The following is a 19,533-nucleotide window of genomic DNA, read 5'->3' as shown; positions in this document are numbered from 1 at the left end:
GGATACGGAACATGGCTCGGATTCTCATCACCTCGGCGATCCCTTACATCAATGGGATCAAGCACCTCGGCAATCTTATCGGCTCGCAATTGCCCGCCGATCTGTACGCGCGCTATCAGCGTGGCCGTGGGAATGAGGTCATGTTCCTGTGCGCCACGGATGAACACGGCACCCCGGCGGAACTGGCGGCGGCCAAGGCCGGCAAGCCGGTGGCTGAATATTGCACCGATATGTACGCGGTGCAGGCCGATATCGCGCAGCGCTTTGGCCTGAGCTTCGATCACTTTGGCCGTTCGTCCAGCGAGCAGAACAAGCGCCTGACCCAGCATTTTGCGGGAAAGCTGGACGATGCGGGTCTGATCCGCGAAGTCAGCGAGAAGCAGGTGTATTCCAACGCCGACGGTCGCTTTCTACCGGACCGCTATATCGAGGGCACCTGCCCCAATTGCGGTTATGAGCGCGCGCGTGGCGACCAGTGCGAGAACTGCACCAAGCAGTTGGACCCGACTGATCTGATCGAACCGCGCAGCGCGATTTCCGGCTCGACCGATCTTGAGGTACGCGAGACCAAGCACCTGTACCTGCGCCAGTCGGCGATGAAGGATCAGTTGGACGCGTGGATCGACAGCAAGACGGATTGGCCGATCCTGACTACATCCATCGCCAAGAAATGGCTGCATGACGGCGACGGCCTGCAAGACCGGGGCATCACCCGCGATCTGGACTGGGGTGTGCCTGTCAAGAAAGGTGATCAGGACTGGCCGGGGATGGAAGGAAAAGTCTTCTATGTCTGGTTCGATGCCCCCATCGAATACATCGCCTGTGCCAAGGAATGGGCTGATTCCACCGGCAAATCGGATGCCGAGTGGGAACGCTGGTGGCGCACCGATAAAGGCGCGGATGATGTGCGTTACGTGCAGTTCATGGGCAAGGACAACGTGCCCTTCCATACGCTCAGTTTCCCGGCCACCATTCTGGGTTCAGGCGAGCCGTGGAAGATGGTCGACCACCTGAAATCCTTCAACTACCTGAACTATGACGGTGGCCAGTTCTCGACCAGCCAGGGCCGTGGCGTGTTTATGGATCAGGCGCTAGAGATTCTGCCCGCCGACTACTGGCGCTGGTGGCTGCTGAGCCATGCGCCGGAAAGCAGCGACAGCGAATTCACGTGGGAGAACTTCCAGCAATCGGTGAACAAGGACCTCGCCGATGTTCTCGGCAATTTCGTCAGCCGGATCACCAAATTCTGCCGCTCGAAATTCGGCGAGGCGGTGCCCCAAGGCGGCAGCTATGGCGAACGCGAACAGGCGCTGATCGAAGAACTCACCCAGCGCGTCCGCGCCTATGAAGGGCATATGGAGGCGATGGAAGTTCGCAAATCCGCGCAGGAGTTACGGGCCATTTGGGTTGCGGGCAACGAATACCTGCAGTCTGCCGCGCCGTGGTCGACCTTTAAGGAAAATCCCGAACAGGCCGCCGCGCAGGTGCGGCTGGGTCTCAACCTGATCCGGCTGTATGCCGTGCTTAGCGCGCCGTTCATTCCCGAAACCTCGGCCCGGATGCTGAGCGCGATGAACACGCTGGACACAAGCTGGCCCGACGATGTCGAGGCCGCGCTGAACGCCTTGCCGACCGGGCATGCGTTTTCGGTGCCGGATGTTCTGTTCGCCAAGATCACCGACGAGCAGCGTGAAGACTGGCAGACACGCTTCGCGGGCACGCGCAGCTAAGCACGCCCCAAGACGGGTATAGAAAGCGGAGGCCGCCGGGCCTCCGCTTTTTTCGTGCTCAACCCGCAAACGGACGGGCGTCAGCACCGGCTGTTCTGCCTAAGTCTGCCGACATAGGACGAAAATTCCCGAACCGACCCGTCGCGTATCGTATTCAAGAAGCTTGAGATATGATCGCAAAACCGCCATCCTGACCAGGAATTCAATCGACTCGCCGGCGCACTCTGCCTGCCCCGGCGCTTAAATCCTTAGTTCGAATGAGGCTTGCGCCATGTCCCTTGCATTGACGAAAACACTTTTCCGCACAGCCGGACCCGCCAAAGCAATTGCCGTGGTGGCCTGTTTGGGCATGGCACATCCCGCTTCGGCGCAGGACCAAAGCGATGCGCCGCCTCCGAAAGTGTCGATTGCTGCAGCCTATACTCAGGAAATCACCGCCGAGGCCGTCTTTATTGGCCGCGCCGAGGCCATCGACAAGGTCGATATCGTCGCCCGTGTAAGCGGTTTCCTTGACAGTCAAGAGGTCGAAGACGGCGCATTGGTCAACGAAGGCGATCTGCTGTTCACCATCGAACCCGACCTGTACGAAGCCACGCTGGAAGCCCGCAAAGCTGATCTGGACCGGGCTGAGGCCAATCTGGAGCTGGCAAAGGTCGATCTGGCCCGGAAAGAAGAACTGTTCAAACGCGAGGCCACCCCGGAATCTGAACGCGACATTGCGCGCGCGAACGAATTAGTCGCCGAAGCCGAGGTCAAAGCCGCCAATGCCGCGATCCAGCAGGCTCAGTTGGACCTGAGCTACACCAAGATCAGCGCCCCCTTCACCGGTCGCATCGGGCGCGTGGCGACCAGTGTCGGGGACGTTGTCGGCCCAACAAACCCGCCTTTGGTCAATCTGGTCAGCGAAGCACCGATCTATGTGAATTTCTCGCTGAACGAAAAGCAATTTACATCCGTTCTTCAACAGGTTGGAGAGAACCCCAGCACGCTGGCCGAAAGCGACAAAAGCCCTAATGTGCACGTGACATTGCCTAACGGAACCAAGCTGGACGAAACCGGAGAAATCGTGTTCGTGGACAACAGGATCGACCCTCTGACAGGGGCCATCACGGTCCGCGCGGAATTCGACAATACCGACCGGCTGATCATCGACGGAGCGTTCCTGAACGTCCAGATCGAGGCGCTGGAACCCACGTTGCAAGTGCTGGTCCCGCAGGCAGCGCTGCAGCGCGATCAGCGTGGTGAGTTCGTTCTGGTCGTGAACGACAAGCAAATGGTTGAGCAGCGCTATATCACCACCGGCGACACGGTCGACTCGGCCATCATCGTGACGGAAGGGTTGCGCGAAGGTGAAAGCGTGATTGTCGAGGGCCTTCAGCGCGTCCGCCCCGGCGTTGCCGTGGATGCGGTCGTCGCATCCGAGCAGCCGGGAGAATAACGGATGTTCTCTGCCCTGTTCATCAGCCGGCCCAAGCTGGCGCTTGTCATCTCGCTTGTCCTGACAATCATGGGCGGCATCGGCTATCTGGTTCTACCGGTCGCCCAGTTCCCGGACATCACACCGCCCGTGGTCAGCGTGACTACCACCTATACCGGCGCCAACGCCGAGACCGTGGAAAACACCGTCGCCGCCCCCATCGAGGCGCAGGTGAACGGTGTGGACGACATGATCTACATGACGTCCACCTCCTCGGATAACGGCTCGTATTCGCTAAACATTACGTTCGAGGTCGGCACCGACCCCGACATCGCCTCGGTCAACGTGCAGAACCGCGTGGCACAGGCCATGTCGTCCCTACCGACCGAGGTGACATCCTCGGGCGTGGTCACGCAAAAGGCATCGACGAACATGTTGCTGCTGGTGACGCTGACCTCGCCCAACGGAACGTATGACAGCGTTTTCCTGTCCAACTACGCGTCGATCAACCTCAAAGACGCGCTGGCGCGGGTTCAGGGGGTTGGCCGAGCGGATGTTCTGACCAATCTGGAATACGCGATGCGCATCTGGATGGACCCGGACAAGATGACCGCGCTGTCGATCACGCCCGGTGACGTGATCAACGCCATTCGGGAGCAGAATATCGAGGTTTCAGCCGGGTCCATCGGCGCGCCCCCGGTGCCCGAGGGGCAGACCTTTCAATACACGATCAAAACCAAGGGCCGCCTGACCTCGGCCGAGGAGTTCGGAGATATCGTGATCCGCACCGGCGATGCAGGCGCAATCGTGCGGGTGAAAGACATCGCGCGAGTGGAACTTGGGGCGCAGTTCTATTCGGCCTCGGGCTATTTCGAAAGCGTCCCCGCGACGGTGATCGGCATCTATCAGGCCCCCGGCGCGAACGCTCTGGCCGTGTCGGACCGGGTCGAGGCAGAGCTTGAGCGCCTGTCGCGGTCCTTCCCCACGGATGTCGAATATCAGGTGCCCTTCAACACCACCGATTTCGTCGAGCAATCCCTGAACGATGTGGTTTCGACCCTGATCCTGACCTTCATTCTGGTGATCTCGGTCGTGTTCGTCTTCCTTGGCAGTTGGCGGGCGACGATCATTCCGGCAGTGGCGATCCCGGTCTCGCTGATCGGGACGTTTGCTTTCCTTCTGGCCTTTGGCATGTCGCTCAACACGATCTCTCTGTTTGCGCTGGTTCTGGCCATCGGGATCGTGGTGGATGACGCCATCGTTGTCGTGGAAAACGTCGAACGGATCATCGCGGATGAAGGGCTTTCGCCGCCCGAGGCGACACGTAAAGCGATGGGCCAGATCACCGGGCCAGTGATTGCAACAACGCTGGTTCTGCTGGCCGTGTTCGTACCGGTGACATTCATGCCCGGCATTTCGGGGCGGCTGTATTCCCAGTTCGCAGTGACGATTTCAACCGCTGTTGTGATCTCCTCCATCAACGCCCTGACGCTGTCCCCGGCCCTGTGTGGCTTGGTTCTGCGCGCACGCAGTGGCCCGCCGAAAGGGGTTCTGGCGCTGTTCGAAGGCTTCATCGGAACCGTGCGCAACGGCTATGTGGCCGTCGTGCGCAAACTGCTGATCCTGCCGGTCATTGCACTGGGTGTGATCGTGGCGCTGGCGATGGGCACGGGCACGATCATGTCCAACACCTCGAGCGGGTTTATCCCGCTTGAAGATAATGGCTATCTGTTTGTGGACATTCAGCTACCCGACGCCGCCACTCTGGAACGAACAGAGACGGTGTCTGCCCGCGTTGACGAGCAGATCCAACAGATACCTGGCGTGGCAAGCACCGTTCTGGTCAACGGTTTCTCTCTGCTGAACGGAACCACGACCAACGGGGCCGCGATCTTTGTGAACCTCGAAAACTGGGACGAACGGCAAGAGGATGATTTGAGCGCCAATGCCATCCTCGGCAAAGTGCTGGCCATCGCCAACGGAGAATCCGCGGCCTCAATCGTGGCCTTCAACCCGCCGCCCATTCAGGGTCTGGGCATGTCCGCCGGTGTGGAGATGGAGGTCCAGCAAACGGGCGGCGGATCACCGCAGGATCTGGCCTCAGCGGTCGGCTCGTTCGTCTATGCAGCGAACCAGAGGCCCGAGATCGGTCAGGCCTATACGACCTTCCGGGCCAACGTGCCCCAGTTGTTCGTTGATCTGGATCGGGAAAAGGCCAAGACGCTGCAGGTGTCAGTGGCCGAGATTTTCCAGACCATGCAGGCGCAGCTTGGCTCGTATTACGTGAACGACTTCAACCTGTTCGGGCGCGTCTACCGCGTGATGATTCAGGCCGATGGCTCGTATCGCGACAATGTCGAGGACATCTCGAACCTTTATGTCCGTTCGACCAAGGGTGAGATGGTGCCGCTGGGCACGCTGATCGACGTCGAAAACGTGCTGGGCCCCGTCCTGCTGAAACGCCACAACCTGTTCCGGTCGGCGACGGTAACCGCCGTGCCCGCTCCGGGCCTGTCCAGCGGCGACGCGATCACCGTGATGACCGAGGAATCCGCAACCGCCCTGCCCCCCGGCTATGCGTTCGAATGGACCGGGACCGCGCAGCAGCAGTTGGCGACCGGAGGGCTTGTGATCGTGATCCTCGGGCTGGCGATCCTGTTCGGGTACCTGTTCCTTGTGGGGCAATACGAAAGCTGGTCGATGCCGGTGTCGATCCTGCTGTCGGTGATTGTGGCCCTGTTTGGGGCGGTGGCGGCCGTGGCCGTCGTGGGCAGTGACATCAACCTCTACACGCAGATCGGGATGATCATGCTTGTGGGGTTGGCCTCAAAGAACGGCATTCTGATCGTCGAATTCGCGATGGAGCAGCGCGCCAAGGGTCTGTCGATCAAGGACGCCGCTGCCGAGGCCGCCTATCAGCGTTTCCGCGCGGTGATGATGACCGCCCTGTCCTTCCTGCTGGGTGTTGTACCGCTGCTGGCCGCCAGCGGCGCGGGCGCGGCCAGCCAGAAGGCCATCGGGGTTGCCGTGTTTGGCGGCATGCTGGCGGCAACGCTGGTGGGTGTAATCCTTGTGCCGGTGCTTTACGCGCTGATGCAGGGCCTGCGCGAGTGGATCAAGGGCACCAACAGGAAGGGTCCCGATACGTCCGAAGGGACCACCTGAGGCCGATATCTGAATCAGAAAGCCCCGCCGAAACGCGGGGCTTTTTTAGGCAACCTTTTCCGGTTGCTGGCGCTGTTCCATCCAGTCCTGCAGCCGGTCGACCTGGGCCGTATCCAGACGAAGCCCCAGTTTGTTGCGCCGCCAGACCACATCATCAGCCTCGCGGGCGAATTCCTTGTCCATCAGCCAGGCCACCTCGCGGCCGGTCAGAGTGGCCCCGAAATCCTCACCCAATTCGGCGGCGTCCTTTGCATCGCCCAGAACCGAACGCGCTTCGGTTCCATAAGCGCGCACCAAACGCGCCGCCCATCGTTTATCAAGGAACGGGTAGTCCGCTATCAGGCCGTCGATCAGCTCTGGCACGCCGTCCACCGCAATGTCTCCCCCCGGCAGGGCAACGCCCGCGGTCCACGGCCCGGGCAGGTTCGGGAAATGCTTGGCCACTTTTTCCAAAGCACTCTCGGCCAGTCGCCGGTAAGTAGTGATCTTGCCGCCGAACACGTTCAGCACCGGCGCCCCGCCCTGCGCGTCCACTTTCAGCGTATAGTCCCGCGTCGCAGCCGTCGCGCTGCTGGCCCCGTCATCATAGAGCGGACGCACACCCGAATAGGTCCAGACAATCTCGTCTCGCGTCACGGGTTTAGCGAAATACTTCGTCGCAAAGGCACACAGGTAATCCTGTTCGGCCTCGGTGCAGATCGGTGGGATCGAGGTGTCCGAATGATCCTGATCCGTGGTGCCGATCAGGGTGAAATCCTGCTCATAGGGAATGGCAAAGATGATACGCCCGTCCTCGCCCTGAAAGAAATAGCACTTGTCGTGGTCATAGAGCCTGCGCGTCACGATGTGGCTGCCCCGGACCAGACGAACCCCCTCGCGCGAGTTCACGTGGATTTTGCTTTGAATGATGTCGCCAACCCACGGCCCGCCTGCATTTACAAGCATCCGTGCCTTAACCTCGCGGGTCTCGCCACTGTTTCGGTCCGTGAGTGTGATCTGCCACAGGTCATCGACACGTTCAGCCCGGATCACCTCGGTCCGCACCAGAATTTCCGCCCCACGCGCCTCGGCATCTCGGGCGTTCAGCACGACCAGCCGCGAATCCTCGACCCAGCAGTCGGAGTATTCATAGGCCGTTTCGAACTTGTCCTGCAGCGGTGCGCCTTCGGGGGCGGTACGCAGGTTCAAGGACGAGGTTCCCGGCAAAATCTTCCGTCCACCAAGGTTATCGTACAGGAACAACCCCAGACGGATCAGCCACGCCGGACGCCGCCCGCGCATCCACGGCATGACCGTGCTTAGCAGTTTCGAGGTCGGCGTTTCCGCGTCAAACCGCATGTCCGGGTGATAAGGCAGGACGAACCGCATCGGCCAGCTGATATGCGGCATCGCGCGCAACAGGGTTTCCCGCTCGATCAGCGCCTCGCGGACCAGACGGACCTCGAAGAACTCAAGATACCGCAGCCCGCCGTGAAACAGCTTGGTCGAAGCCGAGGACGTGGCCGACGCCAGATCGTTCATCTCGGCCAGCGTCACCGACAAGCCGCGCCCGGCGGCATCGCGCGCGATGCCACATCCGTTGATCCCGCCGCCGATGATGAACAGATCGGTGATCTGATTGTCCTGCTGATCCATTTCCGGATGATTCCCCATGCTTGGAAACTTTGGCGCATTTGCCTGCCGACCGCTCGGTTCGTCAACTGTTTTATTCGTTTATTTTCGCTTTAACAACTGAACCTGGCCCAATGAGGACCGATTTTGCCCATTTGGTAGATCAAATCCTTGCAAACCCGCCAAAAAGGAACAAAAACGAATACACACCCGAGAATCGGAGCCTCTATGTCCCTCTCCTTCCGCCAGTCCGACATTCTGGAGATCGCAAAGCAGAACGGCCGCGTCGCCGTCGACGATCTGGCCGCGCGGTTCGATGTGACGGTTCAGACCATCCGCCGCGACCTGTCCGAACTGTCGGACATGGGCAAGCTGGACCGGGTTCATGGCGGAGCGGTGTTGCGATCCGGTGTCTCGAATATCGGCTACGAGGACCGCCGCGCCCTGAACGAAGACGCCAAAGCCGGGATTGCCAGCGCCTGCGCCGCCGCGATTCCCGATGGCGCGTCGGTTTTCATGAATATCGGCACCTCGACCGAGGCCGTTGCGCGACAGATGCTGGCCCACAAAAACCTGATGGTCGTGACCAACAACATGAACGTCGCCAATATTCTGGTCGAAAACCCTGACTGCGAGATCGTCGTCGCCGGAGGAATCCTGCGCCGTTCAGACGGCGGGCTGATCGGCAATCTGACCGTTTCGACCATCAATCAGTTCAAATTCGACTACGCGGTGGTCGGTTGTTCGGCGCTGGACACCGATGGCGACCTTCTGGATTTCGATTTTCAGGAGGTTCTGGTCAGCCAGACGATCATCGCTCAGGCGCGGCAGACCTTCCTTGTGGCCGACCATTCCAAATTCCAGCGCTCTGCCCCCGCCCGGATCGCCTCGCTCAACGACGTGGACGTGTTTTTCACGGACCAAGCGCTGCCAGCCCGTCTGAACCGGGCCTGCGCGGACTGGAACACCACCGTTCGGGTCAGCCCTTGACCCGTACCGATACGGATCACAATTTGCGCAAAATCCCCAACCGTCTACAAATAGATTGACGAGGTCGGACCAACATCTGAGGATGGGGCAACCTTCCCGTAAGGAGGCGCGAGCATGGGACTACTGGGGCAGCCACTCGGCTACTACGACTATCTGACATTTGTTGCTTTGATCCTGCTTTTGGCAGCGGTAATGGCACTGTTCCTGTTCCTCATGGGCCTGCCCGGACGGATCGCGATTAAACGCAACCATCCGCATGCCGAGGCGGTCAAAATCATGGGCTGGATGGGCTTTTTGGCAGTCGTTCCGTGGGTCCATGCCTTTATGTGGGCGTTCCATGACGGCGTGACCGTCGACATCCGACGCGGCCCGGACGAGGAAAAAGACGCCATTCGCAAGGATATCGAGCGTTTGGGCGGCACGGTCAAAGAAGAATACCAGGCGTCAGACGAGACGCAGAAGAGCTAAGGCCAAAGGAATCAACTCACTATGTTCGTCGCCCTTGGCATTACGCTTTTCTATCTCATCTTCGTCTGGTTCATTTTCTTCAAGGCTCAATGGCTGAAATTCAACATCATGTGGGGGATTGTCTCCTTCTGGGTGGGCGCACATCTGCTGTTGATCTTCCTTGTTGCCCTGCGGTTTTTTCAGCCCTTCACGGTCGACAGCCACGTGGTGCGTTCGACCATTCAGATCGTGCCGAAGCTGACGCAGCCGACCATCCTGACCGAGGTTTTGGTCGAGCCCAACACGCAGGTCACCAAAGGCGATCCGCTGTACCGCTTTGATGACACGGTTTTTTCGCTGGCGGTCGACAACGCCAAGGCGCAGCTAGTTGCAGCTGAGCAGAATGCCAAAATTCTGGAACAGGACGTCATCGCCAAGACCGAAGCGGTCCAGCGCGCCAATGCGCAGTTGGCCTATGCGCTGACCGAACAGGCACGGTACGAAAACCTTGTCCCTGCTGGCGGCGCGCGGCAGGACGAGTTGGACAGATGGACCGAACAAGTGGCCGAGGATGAGGCTTCGATCAAGCAGGCTGAGGCGAACCTGAAGAAAGCCGAACTTGCTTTGGAGTCGCAGATCGACGGGGTGAATACCGGTATCATCCAGGCGCAGGCGCAGTTGGATGAGGCGCAATATTTTCTCGACAATACAACGATCTACGCGCCCGAAAACGGCATGATCGTCTCGCAACAGGCCCGCCCCGGGCTTGTCGTCGGCGATATCCGCCTTGGCGCCATCGCCAGCTTCGTCACCGAGGACAGCCCTTATATTCTGGCCACCTTCCGTCAGCAGAACCTGAAATTTGTCGAACCGGGTCAAGAGGTTGAAGTGGCGTTGGACCTCTATCCCGGCGAAATCCTGACCGGCAAGGTCGAGGCGATCTGGTGGGCTACCCGTCAGGGCCAGTACCTGCCCTCGGGCCGCCTGCCCGGTTTTGAAACACCCAAACTGCCGGGCCGGATCGCGGTTCAGATCACCGTTGACCTGCCCGAGGGGCATACCTTTCCCGCCGGTGGTCACGCCGCCGTGGCCATCTATACCGGTCAGGGCAAAAGCTTTGAGTTCCTGCGGCGGATCAACATCCGTCTCTACTCTTTCGCCAACTTCATCCGACCGCTGGATATTTGAGGACGCATATCATGACACGGGCCACATCCTTTCGCAGATTGATGGGAACAGCCCTGTGCGCCGCCGTACTGGCGGCCTGCACCCCTGTGGGGCCGGATTTCGTGCGCCCGAACTCTCCGGTCGTAAAGCAGTGGATTGAGACCAACAGCCCCCAAGCCAGCCAGAGCAGCGGGCTGACCTCGCGCAGTGCACCAGTTGTGAAATGGTGGGAGACGTTCAACGACCCGACCCTGAACAGGCTGATCGCCGAGGCTTATGCTCAGAACCTGACCTTGCAGGTTGCGGGCGCGCGCGTGCTGCAAGCCCGCGCGCAGCTTGGCATCGCGTTTGGTGAGTTGTACCCGCAATCGCAGGCCATCGGCGGGTCGCTGGAGCGCCGCCAGATTAGTGAAAATCTGGGCCCCATTGCGGACGTCAACCGCATCATCCCGCTGGATACCGAGTTCTCAACCTCGCAAGTCGGGTTCGATGCCCAGTGGGAGCTGGACGTCTGGGGCGCACAGCGGCGCGGGGTTCAGGCGGCGCGGTCAAATCTGGCGTTGCAGGTGGCCAATTACGACGACGCACTGGTGACGTTGACCGGGGACGTGGCGGCGCTTTACGTGAATATCCGCGCCCTGCAGGAATCGCTGATCGTCGCGCGCGAAAACATCGCTTTGCAGCAGCAATCGGCGGATCTGACCCAACTGCGCTTTAACAACGGCGTCACGACCGAGTTGGACGTGCAGGAATCCAAGGCACTGCTGAACAACACCAAGGCGCTGGTACCCGAACTGGAAAGCGATCTGCAGCAGACCAAAAACGCGTTGGCCGTACTGCTGGGCACAACGCCGTCGCGCATGACCAGCTTGCTTGGTAGCTCGGGCCGAATTCCGTCTGCCCGGTCAAACGTCGCGGTTGGTGTTCCGGCCGAATTGTTGCGCCGCCGCCCGGATGTGCGTGCCGCGGAACTCGCGGCAGCCACCCAGTCGGCGCAGGTTGGGATTGCGATCGCCGATCTATACCCGCAGTTCATTCTGTCGGGCTCGATCGGGTTGCAGGCCTCGGGCGGGCGCGATCTGTTCAGTTCCAACAGCACCACCGGGCTGGCCAGTGCGGGCGTTGTCTGGAACGTGCTGAACTATGGGCGCATCAAGAACAACGTCCGCGCACAGGATGCGGCCTATCAGGAGTTGATCGCAAACTACCAGAACACCGTCCTGACCGCCTATTCCGAGGTTGAAAGCGCCATGGTCGCCTATGCGCAGGCGCGCAAGCAGGTCGGGTTCTATCAGCAAAGCGTCGAAGCCTCGCGCAAGGCCGCGGAAATCGCCGTCAGCCAGTACACCGACGGCATTGCCAGCTATTCGCGGATTCTGAACACGCAGGAAGCTCTGCTGCAGTCCCAGGCCAATCTGATTCAGGCGCGGCAAGAGGTGTCGAGCAATCTGGTCGCGGTCTACAAGGGCCTCGGCGGCGGCTGGCAAATTCGCCAAAATCAGGAATTCCTGCCCGAAACCGTGCTTGCCGAGATGGCCTATCGCACCGATTGGGGCGACCTGCTGCAACAGGACCCCACGCGCGCCAGCCTGAACTGACGGTTACTTCGTCAACCCGCGCAGACCGCCCGAGATCAGGATATTCACCTCGTACAAAATGCGCGGGGCCGCGAAGCCACCGGGGCTGGCCAGATAGTTCGGGCTCCATTCGGGTTCGAACTTTTGTTTGAAGCTGCGCAGGCCCTCGAAGTGGTAAAACTGCTCGCCATGCTCATAGACAAACCCGCCGATCCGGTTCCAAAGCGAGGCAAGCTGGCGGTTCTCGATCCCCGAAAACGGCGCGGCCCCGAGTGAGAACCAGTGAAAGCCCTGCTCGGCCCCCCACACCATCATCTCCGCAAACAGCGCGTCCATCACAAAGCTGGGGCTGTCGGGCTCATACCGCATCAGGTCCAGCGATAGTTCAGATTTGTGTCCGCCCTGAAACAGGTTGGCAAAGGCCATGATCTTGCCGTCCTCATTCCGCAGGACGGCATGGTCGAAGTAAGACAGGTAGTCGTCATCGAACCCACCCAGCGCAAAACCTTTCTCTTCACCCGCCTTCCGCGCCAGCCAGTCATCTGAAATCTGGCGCAGTTCCGGCAACACCGGGGCCAGGTTTTCCTTCGGGATGATCTCGAACACATAGCCTTCGCGCTCGGCCCGGTTCTTGGCCTGCCGGAACCGCTTGCGCGATTTTCCGTCCAGCGAGAAGTCTTTTAGCGGGACCCGCGCGACCTCGCCAATCTTCAGGATCGACAGGCCGAGGTCCAGAAAGGTCGGCAGATACTTGGTCGAGACGCTGTAGAAAGCGCATAGCTTGCCCTCGCGATCCGCCATTTCGCGCATTTGCCAGATCAACTGCTTGCCCGCCGCCTCATCCCCGACCGGCTCGCCTTTTGAGATGATGGCGTTGCCTGTATCGGCATAGGCGATGAACGCGGTCTCATCCGGCGAGATCAGGAATTGTTTGTCGCCGGTCAGCGAGATCTGCGACTCAGTATCCTCGCATTCCATCACAAGGCGCTCGACAACTTCGGGGATTTCCGTGCGGACCGGCGTGGGAATTTCCCGCCCAAACAGCGAGTTCACCGCAACCACCCCAAGGATCACCGCCACCACGAGGCTGGAACGCAGGAAACGTGAGGCGTCGCCGTTCCACGCAAACTCCCACCACAGGGCGTTCTGGTATTCCACATGGGAATAGGCAAACAGGCCGATCCAGAAGATCACCGCCAGCAGCGCCACAACACTGACCAGCCACGGAATGTTGAGCCGGAAGATCGACGCGCCGCTGACCCGGTAGAACGCACCGCGGAACGTTGCCAGCAGGGCAATCGTTGCCAGAATGCCAATCGCCTCATGCGTATCCAGCCCTTTGGTGAGCGAGGCGACAAACCCCGCCACCATCAACAGCATTGCAACCACCCACGCCCGATAGAGCTTGCGGAACAACCCGCGCGAGACCAGCAACAACAGCACCCCAACGGCGCTGCCCAGCAGATGCGATGCCTCGACAAAGGACAGGGGCAGGAACTCTCGCAAAACGCCCAGGCTTTGGCTATCCGACGGCAATGCGCCCGAAACCAGAAGGATAACGCCCGCCACCGCAGCCACACCCGCTGCAACCATCGGCACGATCGGACGGACGACCCGGTACACCCACGTTGCCGCCCCACCAATCCGATGCCGCTGCGTCAGGGCCGAGGCCACTGCAATGGACAGGCTCGCAATCCCAAACGGCAGGAAGGTGTAGACAACACGGTACAGCACCAATGCAGCAATGACATCCGAGCGACCGGATGCGCCAAGCCCCGCGATCAGAGTGGCCTCGAACGCGCCAATCCCACCCGGTGCGTGGCTCAGGATACCAACCGCGATGGCAGCCACGTAAACGGTGAAGAAGAATGGAAAGCCGACGCCCAGATCGTCGGGCATCAGAATGTACAGCGTCATGGACGCGCCGAACAAGTCGCCAAGCGCCGCCAGCGTCAGCAGCCCTGCCAACTTACCGCTGGGCAAGTTGAACCCAACGCCTGCAAAGGACAGCTTGCGCCCGCCCTTGGACAGCCAGATAAACACCGAGACTAGCAGAGCCAAAAGGCACAGCCCGATGATGGTTTCCGTCGTTTCACTGATCGGGACGACCTTGGACACGCCATCGGGGTGAAAGGTCAGCAGCATTCCCAGCGTCAGTACCAACCCGCTCCAGAACGCGATCCACGAGGTTGCGATCACCCCGGCCACACGCGCAAGATCCAAGCCCAGCGAGGCGTAGATCCGATATCGGATCGCCGTGCCGGTGATGTAGGAGAAGCCCAAACAATTCGACACTGCGTATCCGCACGCCCCGGCCATTCCCGCCACCGGCAAAGGAACCTCACCATCCGCAACGCTTCGCACCGAAAACACGTCGTACATCGAAAGAGACAGAAAGCTGAATGCCGTCCAGCACAACGCAAAAAACATCAGCGTCCACGAGGTGTTCTGGATATCCGTCTGCACATCCGCCCATTTCACATGGCCCGACAGTTCGTGCAGAACGATCAACGCGATCAGCGTGATCAGAACGGGAATCGCGATCCGGACCCAGGGCTTTTCAAGCGTCGCCGTGACCTTCTCGGCCCATTGCACGGCCCGGGGTTCTTTGCCTTGCTCGTGACTGGTCATTGTGAAGGTCCCTGTTTTCTGCGCCGGACGCACCGGCGATGCCTGCCCGCAGACATTGACACAATCTTGTTAAAGGTCAAAGCACTACGGGGCGGCGTTGTGGCGGAGATCTAAAGTCGCCCCTTGCGCGTGGACAGCAGCAGGTTTGTCTCGGACCGGGTGATCCCGTCCATGCGCCGGATCTGAAACAGAACCCCGTCGAGCTCCGCCAGTGTTTCGGTTCCGATCTCGGCGATCAGATCCCAAGCGCCGTTGGTCGAATGCACCGCTTGCACCTGCGGCATAGCCCCGATCCGTGCCATGGTTCTTCCGGTTCCGCGCCCCTCGATCTCGAGCATCATAAGCCCGCGCACCGGGCTTTGCGCCACGTCGCGGCGGGTGACGACAGTAAAGCCCACAATCTCGCCCGAGTCTTTCAGGCGCTGCAACCGGCTGCGTACCGTCGTGCGGGTGACGCCCAGTGTTTCGGCCAGCTCAGACAAGGACGCACGGGCATCCCGATACAGTGCGCTAAGCAGCCTGTTGTCCAAATCGTCCATAACTCATTTCCATTTTGGATTGTTGGGTTCCCTTTTGAACAATTTGACATCTTCCTGCAAGACGCAATGACAGGATAGATCGACATATGGAAACCAAACACATCACACTCGTCGGCGCACCCATGGACGCCGGAAAGCGCCGTCAGGGATGCCGCATGGGCCCTGACGCCTATCGCGTGGCCGGATTGCAGCAGGCGCTGACCGATCTGGGTCATACAGTCACCGATTACGGCGATGTGCGCCCGCGGGCAACCGACACGCCCGATCACGCGCATCTGTTTTCCCTACCCGAATGCGTGGGCTGGACCGAAGCGCTGAGCCAGACCGCGCAGGACGTCGCGGATCAAGGCCTGCCGATCTTCATGGGCGGGGACCACGCCCTGTCGATGGGCACTGTCGCTGGGATGGCCGCGCATGCTGATCGGCTGAATCGCCCTCTGTTCGTGCTCTGGCTGGATGCCCACAGCGATTTCCACACGCCGGACAGCACCGACAGCGGCAACCTGCACGGAACGCCGGTCGCCTATTTCACTGGCCAACCCGGGTTTGATGCCTTCCCGCCCCTGCCCGCTACTGTGCCGACTGATCAGGTTGGCATGATCGGACTGCGGTCCGTCGATCTCGCTGAGCGTGCCAGGCTTGAGGATGACCGCGCGATGCTGGCCGACATGCGCAGCATCGACGAACATGGCATCAAAGCGCCCCTTTTGGCCTTTCTAGAGCGTGTTCGGGCCGAAAACGGCATCCTGCACGTCTCGCTGGATGTGGATTTCCTGGACCCCGCCATCGCACCGGCTGTCGGCACCACCGTTCCCGGTGGCGCGACCGAACGCGAGGCGCATCTGGTGATGGAGTTGTTGCACGAAAGCGAGCTGGTTTGTTCGCTCGATCTGGTCGAACTGAACCCGTTTCTGGATGAACGCGGACGCACCGCAAAACTCATGGTCGATCTGGCCGCCTCACTGCTGGGCCGCCGCATCTTTGACCGCCCCACCCGGAGTTTCTGATGACCCTACCTTCTGACAAAGCCCTCGTGCCGTTTGTGTCCGTCGACAACATGATGCGGCTGGTTCACCATATTGGTCTTGAGCAGATGATCACACAGATCGCCGCCCAGATCGAAGCCGATTTCAAGCGTTGGGAAAGCTTCGACAAAACCCCACGCATCCCGGCCCACTCTCCCCACGGCGTGATCGAACTGATGCCCACTTCGGATGGTGAAGCCTATGGCTTCAAATACGTGAATGGCCACCCCAAGAACACATCCGAAGGGCTGCAGACCGTAACGGCCTTTGGCTTGCTGGCGGATGTTTACACAGGCTACCCCACTTTGCTGACCGAGATGACGATGCTGACGGCTCTGCGAACAGCGGCGACCTCGGCGCTGGTTGGCAGCTATTTGGCACCGAAATCGGCAACCACAATGGCGATGATCGGCAACGGCGCGCAGTCCGAGTTCCAGTGTCTTGCGTTCAAGGCGATGTGCGGGATCGATACGGTGCGCCTCTACGACACCGATGCCAATGCCACCGCCAAATGCGCGGCGAACCTTCAGGGCAAAGGGCTGACCGTCATTCCCTGCAAGACGCCCGAGGATGCCATCGAAGGCGCGCAGATCATCACCACTTGCACGGCCGACAAGAAATACGCCACGATCCTGACCGACAACATGGTCGGCCCCGGTGTCCATATCAACGCGATCGGCGGTGATTGCCCCGGCAAGACCGAACTGCACCGTGATATCCTGCTGCGTTCCGAGATTTTCGTCGAATACCCCGAGCAGACCCGTATCGAGGGCGAAATTCAGGCGCTCGACGCCGATCACCCGGTCACGGAGATGTGGCAGGTCATGACTGGCCAAGCCAAAGGCCGGACGGATGATCGCCAGATCACCCTGTTCGACAGTGTTGGCTTTGCCATCGAAGATTTCTCGGCCCTGCGCTTTGTCAAGCGCGCCATTGAGGGCACCGATTTCTTCGAACCGCTCGACATGCTGGCCGACCCCGACGACCCGCGCGACCTGTTTGGGATGTTGATGCGGGCCGGATAAGCTGGGCGATGGGGGCTCTGCCCCCGCCGCCCGTGCCGGGCGCCTCCCCCGGGATATTTTTAGCCAGATGAAGCAGGGGATCCGCACTTCTTCTGTTTAAAAATACTTCGGAGCGCGAGGCAGAGCCTCGCAAAAACCCTTCGCTACCCCGCCAATGACGGCAGGTAGAGCACAATCCCCGGAAAAGCGACCAGCAGCGCGATTGTCACCGCATCCGCAATAAAGAACGGCGTGACGCCTTTGAACACGTCCTGAACGCTCAGGTCCGGGCGTACACCGGCGACCACAAAGCAGTTCAGGCCGATGGGGGGCGTGATCAGGCAGAACTCGGCCATTTTCACCACCAGAATGCCGAACCAGATCGCGCACATGGGGCCGGACATGCCGAACGCGCTGTCAGCGGCGCTAACGGTTTCTCCTCCGTTCAGGGCCATCACCGCCGGGTAGACGACGGGCAATGTCAGCAGCAGCATACCGATGGCATCCATGAACATGCCCAGCACCGCATAGGCCAGAAGGATGCAGATCAGGATCAGCATCGGCGACATTTCAAGCGACGTGATCCAGTCCGAAAACGCGCCCGGAAGGTCCGCGAAGCCCAGGAACCGCACATAGATCAGGACACCCCAGATGATCGAGAAAATCATGGCGGTCAGTTTTGCGGTTTCCAGCAGTGCGGATTTGAACTCGGCCCACCGCATGCCGTGGAACAGGGCAAAGCAGAACACGATGAAGGCTCCAATTGCGCCGCCTTCGGTCGGTGTGCCCCAGGCCTTGTCCCCGAACGGGTTGTAGACAAAACAGATGATGATCAGGATCACCGCGACGATAGGGATGGCCCCAGGCAGTGCGGCGAAGCGTTGCTTCCAGCTGAACCCTGTCACCGGCGGGCCGACGGATTTGAACACGACCGCGATGCCGACGATCAACAGGCCATAGACCAGCGCCGAGAATGCGCCGGGGATGAACCCGGCCAGCAGCAGTTTGCCCACGTCCTGCTCGACGATGATGGCGTAGATTACGAGAATTGCCGACGGAGGGATCAGCGAGGCCAAAGTCCCCCCGGCAGCCACAACGCCAGCGGCGAAGCGCTTGTTGTACCCGACGCTCAGCATTTCGGGGATCGCGATGCGCGCGAAGACCGCAGATGTCGCCACCGATGCGCCCGATACCGCTGCGAACCCGGCGGTAGCGAAGACGGTGGAGACCGCCAACCCTCCGGGGACCCAGGCGATCCAGCGCTTGGCGGCCTCGAACAGGGCGCGGGTCAGGCCAGCGTAGTAGGCAAGGTAGCCGATCAGGATGAAGGTGGGGATCAGGCTGAGCGTGTGGGCAGCAACCTTGGAATGGGGCACCTGCCCCGCTGTTTTCACGGCAACGGTCACCGCTCTGCCGAAACGGTCGGGGTCATATCCGAACTTGGCCCAGAAGATCCAAACCAGCCCGAACAAGCCTGCAAGACCCGCCGCAAATGCCACGCGCATGCCGGTGACGACCAGAACCAGCAGACCACCGGTCACCCACAGGCCGATTTCAATCGTGTCCATGGCCTAGTCCTGCCCTTCGAACTGCTCGGCCTCGGCCGCTGCCTGTGCTGCTGCGTCCTGTATCAACGGAACGGCAACTGGGGCCTCAAGCCCAAGAAACAGCGCGCGCCCATAACCCCAGACCTGCAGCAGCAACCGCAGGCACAAGACCGAAAACGCGACGGGCGCCAGCAATTTGGCGGGCCAAAGGGGGATGCCGATGTCGATGGAACTGTCCCGGCTCCACAGCGGCGCGCCAAAATCGAAAGACCGGTCGAAATGCGACCAGCTGCCCCAAACCAGTGCCAGCATCAACACAAGGATTAGAATGACCGAGGTCAGTTCGAACAGCCACAGCGCCCGGCCATGCAGCCGGGAAATCACGATGTCCATACGGATATGCCCACCATCGCGCTGTACGTAAGAGATGCCCAGAAACGCGATCAGCGGCATTGCCTGTTCGATCCAGTCGACATAGCCCGGCAGTGGTGCATTAAAGGCGTTGCGCCCGCTGACGGACACCACCGCCATCACCATCAGGCTGAACACCGCCAGCCCGCTGATCAGCGCCAAAAACCGTTCCAACCCCAGCAAACGCTGGTCCAACTGGCTGAGGCGACTGCCATCTTCCAGCACGGTGGCTTGTCCTGCCATGCCGCTTATTCCCTATGTCCAGAAGAAAC

General features: G+C 60.4%; 14 protein-coding genes. 9 read left to right on the top strand and 5 right to left on the bottom strand.

The features are described 5' to 3' along the window. Positions 1-11: 11 nt before the first annotated feature. The 3 genes from metG to ACR0JN_RS19770 all read left to right on the top strand — a co-directional run bounded on the left by metG (position 12) and on the right by ACR0JN_RS19770 (position 6,312). Positions 12-1,730 carry a methionine--tRNA ligase gene (gene metG / locus ACR0JN_RS19780; RefSeq protein ID WP_480888218.1) on the top strand — a complete coding sequence of 573 codons (1,719 nt, stop codon included), beginning with the start codon at positions 12-14 and terminating at the stop codon, positions 1,728-1,730. Positions 1,731-2,001: 271 nt separating this feature from the next. Beyond that, entirely contained in the window at positions 2,002-3,168 is a 1,167-nt protein-coding gene (locus ACR0JN_RS19775) for an efflux RND transporter periplasmic adaptor subunit (protein WP_480888216.1), read from the top strand. Positions 3,169-3,171: 3 nt separating this feature from the next. After that, positions 3,172-6,312, top strand: a complete 3,141-nt coding sequence (locus ACR0JN_RS19770; RefSeq protein WP_480888214.1) for an efflux RND transporter permease subunit — start codon at positions 3,172-3,174, stop codon at positions 6,310-6,312. A 45-nt stretch (positions 6,313-6,357) separates the two neighbouring features. On the opposite strand, the gene glpD is transcribed toward ACR0JN_RS19770, so the two are convergent. Then, entirely contained in the window at positions 6,358-7,965 is a 1,608-nt protein-coding gene (gene glpD / locus ACR0JN_RS19765; protein WP_480888212.1) for a glycerol-3-phosphate dehydrogenase, read from the bottom strand. A gap of 186 nt (positions 7,966-8,151) precedes the next feature. Here glpD and ACR0JN_RS19760 point away from each other — a divergent pair, with 186 nt between their 5' ends. From ACR0JN_RS19760 to ACR0JN_RS19745, 4 genes are all read left to right on the top strand, one after another. Further along, on the top strand, positions 8,152-8,913 hold the full coding sequence (locus tag ACR0JN_RS19760; RefSeq protein ID WP_480888211.1) for a DeoR/GlpR family DNA-binding transcription regulator: 762 nt from the start codon (positions 8,152-8,154) through the stop codon (positions 8,911-8,913). A gap of 114 nt (positions 8,914-9,027) precedes the next feature. Beyond that, positions 9,028-9,381, top strand: coding sequence for a DUF3302 domain-containing protein (locus ACR0JN_RS19755; protein WP_480610323.1), 354 nt, complete (start codon positions 9,028-9,030; stop codon positions 9,379-9,381). 21 nt (positions 9,382-9,402) lie between these two features. Beyond that, entirely contained in the window at positions 9,403-10,548 is a 1,146-nt protein-coding gene (locus ACR0JN_RS19750) for an HlyD family secretion protein (protein WP_480817967.1), read from the top strand. 11 nt (positions 10,549-10,559) lie between these two features. Then, complete coding sequence (locus tag ACR0JN_RS19745) at positions 10,560-12,125, top strand: efflux transporter outer membrane subunit (protein ID WP_480888210.1); 1,566 nt, start codon at positions 10,560-10,562, stop codon at positions 12,123-12,125. 3 nt (positions 12,126-12,128) lie between these two features. Here the strand turns inward: ACR0JN_RS19745 and mprF are convergent, their stop codons facing one another. After that, positions 12,129-14,735 (bottom strand): bifunctional lysylphosphatidylglycerol flippase/synthetase MprF, encoded by a 2,607-nt coding sequence (gene mprF / locus ACR0JN_RS19740; protein WP_480888209.1) that lies wholly within the window; start codon positions 14,733-14,735, stop codon positions 12,129-12,131. Between the two features lie 110 nt (positions 14,736-14,845). Beyond that, positions 14,846-15,274: an Lrp/AsnC family transcriptional regulator gene (locus tag ACR0JN_RS19735; RefSeq protein ID WP_480817964.1), complete on the bottom strand. Its 429-nt coding sequence runs from the start codon at positions 15,272-15,274 to the stop codon at positions 14,846-14,848. A gap of 86 nt (positions 15,275-15,360) precedes the next feature. Here ACR0JN_RS19735 and rocF point away from each other — a divergent pair, with 86 nt between their 5' ends. Together rocF and ACR0JN_RS19725 are read left to right on the top strand one after the other, a co-directional pair. Then, entirely contained in the window at positions 15,361-16,281 is a 921-nt protein-coding gene (gene rocF / locus ACR0JN_RS19730; protein WP_480888208.1) for an arginase, read from the top strand. Continuing rightward, positions 16,281-17,324, top strand: coding sequence for an ornithine cyclodeaminase (locus tag ACR0JN_RS19725; protein ID WP_480888207.1), 1,044 nt, complete (start codon positions 16,281-16,283; stop codon positions 17,322-17,324). Before rocF ends, ACR0JN_RS19725 begins: the two co-directional genes overlap by 1 nt. A gap of 143 nt (positions 17,325-17,467) precedes the next feature. Here ACR0JN_RS19725 and ACR0JN_RS19720 read toward each other — a convergent pair whose 3' ends face one another. Then, complete coding sequence (locus ACR0JN_RS19720) at positions 17,468-18,871, bottom strand: TRAP transporter large permease (RefSeq protein ID WP_480817961.1); 1,404 nt, start codon at positions 18,869-18,871, stop codon at positions 17,468-17,470. 3 nt (positions 18,872-18,874) lie between these two features. Beyond that, complete coding sequence (locus ACR0JN_RS19715; RefSeq protein WP_480888206.1) at positions 18,875-19,504, bottom strand: TRAP transporter small permease subunit; 630 nt, start codon at positions 19,502-19,504, stop codon at positions 18,875-18,877. Positions 19,505-19,533 lie beyond the last annotated feature (29 nt).

Source organism: Ruegeria sp. G12, assembly GCF_056533565.1.
The sequence above is the reverse complement of the archived record's forward strand: the minus strand, read 5'-3'. Positions and strand labels throughout refer to the sequence as shown.

What these genes read in the sequence shown, in the direction of transcription:
- ACR0JN_RS19725 (WP_480888207.1), top strand. Translation starts at nt 16,281, where the DNA reads ATGACCCTACCTTCTGACAAAGCCCTCGTGCCGTTTGTGTCCGTCGAC.
- ACR0JN_RS19745 (WP_480888210.1), top strand. Translation starts at nt 10,560, where the DNA reads ATGACACGGGCCACATCCTTTCGCAGATTGATGGGAACAGCCCTGTGC.
- ACR0JN_RS19735 (WP_480817964.1), bottom strand. Translation starts at nt 15,274, where the DNA reads ATGGACGATTTGGACAACAGGCTGCTTAGCGCACTGTATCGGGATGCC.
- metG (WP_480888218.1), top strand. Translation starts at nt 12, where the DNA reads ATGGCTCGGATTCTCATCACCTCGGCGATCCCTTACATCAATGGGATC.
- ACR0JN_RS19715 (WP_480888206.1), bottom strand. Translation starts at nt 19,504, where the DNA reads ATGGCAGGACAAGCCACCGTGCTGGAAGATGGCAGTCGCCTCAGCCAG.
- glpD (WP_480888212.1), bottom strand. Translation starts at nt 7,965, where the DNA reads ATGGGGAATCATCCGGAAATGGATCAGCAGGACAATCAGATCACCGAT.
- rocF (WP_480888208.1), top strand. Translation starts at nt 15,361, where the DNA reads ATGGAAACCAAACACATCACACTCGTCGGCGCACCCATGGACGCCGGA.
- ACR0JN_RS19755 (WP_480610323.1), top strand. Translation starts at nt 9,028, where the DNA reads ATGGGACTACTGGGGCAGCCACTCGGCTACTACGACTATCTGACATTT.
- ACR0JN_RS19750 (WP_480817967.1), top strand. Translation starts at nt 9,403, where the DNA reads ATGTTCGTCGCCCTTGGCATTACGCTTTTCTATCTCATCTTCGTCTGG.
- mprF (WP_480888209.1), bottom strand. Translation starts at nt 14,735, where the DNA reads ATGACCAGTCACGAGCAAGGCAAAGAACCCCGGGCCGTGCAATGGGCC.
- ACR0JN_RS19770 (WP_480888214.1), top strand. Translation starts at nt 3,172, where the DNA reads ATGTTCTCTGCCCTGTTCATCAGCCGGCCCAAGCTGGCGCTTGTCATC.
- ACR0JN_RS19760 (WP_480888211.1), top strand. Translation starts at nt 8,152, where the DNA reads ATGTCCCTCTCCTTCCGCCAGTCCGACATTCTGGAGATCGCAAAGCAG.
- ACR0JN_RS19775 (WP_480888216.1), top strand. Translation starts at nt 2,002, where the DNA reads ATGTCCCTTGCATTGACGAAAACACTTTTCCGCACAGCCGGACCCGCC.
- ACR0JN_RS19720 (WP_480817961.1), bottom strand. Translation starts at nt 18,871, where the DNA reads ATGGACACGATTGAAATCGGCCTGTGGGTGACCGGTGGTCTGCTGGTT.